The organism is Moritella sp., from assembly GCF_033791185.1.
GTDB lineage: Bacteria > Pseudomonadota > Gammaproteobacteria > Enterobacterales > Moritellaceae > Moritella.
The window spans coordinates 1-3,164 of the sequence record NZ_JASJHF010000021.1 but is presented as its reverse complement, the minus strand read 5'-3'; the positions used below and the strand labels follow the sequence as shown (position 1 = coordinate 3,164).

Here is a 3,164-nt window from a genome sequence, read left to right as displayed (position 1 = left end):
CCTGAGTCTCTGCCGATTAGTCAGAAACGTGACGATATTGCTAATGCCATTTTAAATAACCAAGTGGTGATCATTGCCGGTGAAACAGGTTCGGGTAAAACCACACAGATCCCTAAAATATGCCTCGACCTCGGCTTAGGTATTGATGGCATGATTGGCCATACTCAGCCAAGACGACTTGCTGCGCGTACTGTTGCTAACCGTATTGCTGAAGAACTTGATTCAGAGCTTGGTGAGCACGTCGGTTACAAGATCCGTTTTAACGATAATGTCAGTAAGAAAAGTTACATCAAACTGATGACCGACGGTATTTTATTGGCCGAGATCCAACAGGATCGCTTCTTAAGTCGATATGACGTTATCATTATCGATGAAGCCCATGAACGTAGTTTAAATATTGACTTCATCCTCGGCTATTTAAAACAATTACTTAATCGTCGACCCGATCTAAAAGTGATTATTACCTCTGCGACTATCGATCCAGAGCGTTTTTCTAAGCACTTTAATAACGCACCTATGATCGAAGTGTCTGGCCGTACTTATCCTGTTGAAGTTCGTTACAACGCACTCGCAGAACAAGAAGATGGCCACGAACGTGATCAAATCCAAGGCATTGTCGATGCGGTAGATGAACTGCAGTGCGAAGGGCTAGGTGATATTTTAGTATTCCTTAACGGTGAACGTGAGATCCGTGATACTGCGGATGCGCTGAACAAATTAAAGCTACGTGATACCGAGGTATTACCGCTGTATGCGCGTTTGACCAATGCTGAGCAAAATCGGATTTTCCAAAGTCACGTTGGTCGTCGGGTCGTGTTAGCCACTAACGTTGCAGAAACGTCATTAACGGTACCTGGCATCAAGTACGTGATTGATCCGGGCACGGCGCGTATAAGTCGTTATAGCTACCGTACCAAGGTACAACGCTTACCGATTGAGGCTGTCTCACAAGCGAGTGCAAATCAGCGTATGGGTCGTTGTGGCCGTGTTAGCGCAGGTATTTGTATTCGACTTTACAGCGAAGAAGATTTCAATAATCGTCCTGAGTTTACTGACCCTGAGATCCAACGAACCAACCTTGCATCGGTTATTTTACAAATGCATGCATTGGGGTTAGGGGATGTGGCCAATTTCCCATTCGTACAGCCGCCAGACAGCCGTAATATTACCGACGGGCTAAAACTGCTGGAAGAGCTGGGCGCGATTGATATTAGTAATACTGATCACAATAAGCGTTTGACACCTGTTGGTGTTGCGTTGGCTAAACTACCCATTGATCCACGTCTCGCGCGTATGGTTATGGAAGCAAATACTAATGGTTGTTTGAATGAAGTGATGGTGATTACTGCTGCGCTATCCATTCAAGACCCGCGCGAACGCCCAATGGAAAAACAGCAAGCGGCGGATGAACAGCATCGCCGTTTCTATGACAAAGAATCAGATTTTATCACCTTTGTGAATTTGTGGAACTACGTCAAGCAACAGCAAGATGAATTATCGTCATCGCAGTTCCGCCGTTTGTGTAAGAAAGATTATTTAGCCTATATGCGTGTACGTGAATGGCAAGATATTTACAGTCAATTGTCGCAAGTAGTTAAAGAGTTAGGCTTTACGGTTAATGCTATTGCGGTGAATGAAGAAGGCGAAATAAGTAACAGTGATAACGTTCATAAAGCGTTATTGGCGGGTATGCTAAGTCATGTTGGTTTTAAAGATAAAGACCAAGATTATCTCGGTGCTCGTAACAGTAAATTCAATATCTTCCCTGGTTCGGGCTTATTTAAGAAACAGCCTAAATGGACCATGGTTGCTGAGCTGGTGGAAACATCGCGTTTGTTTGGTCGTATTGCCGCGAAGATCCAACCTGAATGGATTGAACCATTAGCAACACATTTAAACAAATCAACTTACAGTGAACCGCATTGGGAAAAACGCCGTGCAGCGGTTGTGGCGGCTGAAAAAGTGACTTTGTACGGTTTGGTTATTGTACCAAAACGTATGGTTAATTATAGCCAAATTGACCCGGTTATATGTCGTGAAATATTCATTCGCAGTGCACTTGTCGAAGGTGAGTTTAATACCAAACATGCTTTCTTTAAGCACAATATGGCTGAAGTTGAACGTATTCATGCGTTAGAGCATAAATCACGTCGTCGCGATATTCTAGTTAGTGATGATGATTTATTTAACTTCTACGCTGATCTTATTCCTGAGCATGTTTGTTCTGGTCGTCACTTCGATAGCTGGTGGAAAAAAGCGAGTCAACAAACACCTGAGTTATTAACGTTAACACAAGCACGTTTGATGAAGCACGATGCTGAGTCAATTACTGCACACAATTATCCTGAGTTTTGGAGTCAAAATAGCTTCAAGTTCAAACTTGAATACAACTTTGAGCCGGGTACCGCTGAAGATGGTGTAACGGTTATAATTCCATTAGCCATTCTTAACCAAATTAATGAGCAAGGTTTTGATTGGCAGATCCCTGCATTACGTGAAGAATTGGTTATTACCATGATCAAGGCGCTGCCAAAAACATTGCGCCGTAATTTCGTACCTGCCCCAAATTATGCCAATGCAGCGTTAGAAAATATGGACCCTAGTCAAGGAGAATTATCCGCAAGTTTGAATAAGCAATTGCTGCGTATGACTGGTGTGCGTTTAGATCAAGATGTTTGGGAGTTATTAGCACTACCAACTCACCTTAAAATACATTTCAAGGTTGTTGATGAAAAACTAAATCAAATTAGTTTCGGTGATGATCTCGGTGCCTTAAAGCAAAAATTACAAGGTAACATCCAAGAAACCTTAGTGAAAGTAGCCGATAAAGGCATTGAAAAGCAAGACCTTGTTACTTGGAATTTTGGTAATTTACCTACTGAATTTAAGCAAAAACACGGTGGTTATGAAGTTAAAGCATACCCTGCCTTAGTGGATAACAAAAACTCAGTTGAAATTAAGCTGTTCGATCATCAAGAAGAGGCCGCGGTAGCCGCGAAAGCGGGCTTACGTCGTTTGATTTTACTTAATGTACCATCACCGATTAAATACCTTGAACAGAAGTTACCAAACAAAGCTAAACTTGGCCTGTATTTCAATCCGTTTGGTAAAGTAACCGATCTGATCCATGATTGTATCTCTTGCGCGGTTGATAGCATTATTGC

1 protein-coding gene is annotated in these 3,164 nt (G+C 42.4%); it reads left to right on the top strand.

Going from position 1 to position 3,164, the window contains the following annotated elements; translation table 11 throughout:
- A partial coding sequence (gene hrpA / locus QNK26_RS01405) for an ATP-dependent RNA helicase HrpA (protein ID WP_319220470.1) occupies positions 1-3,164 on the top strand: 3,164 nt, incomplete at both ends.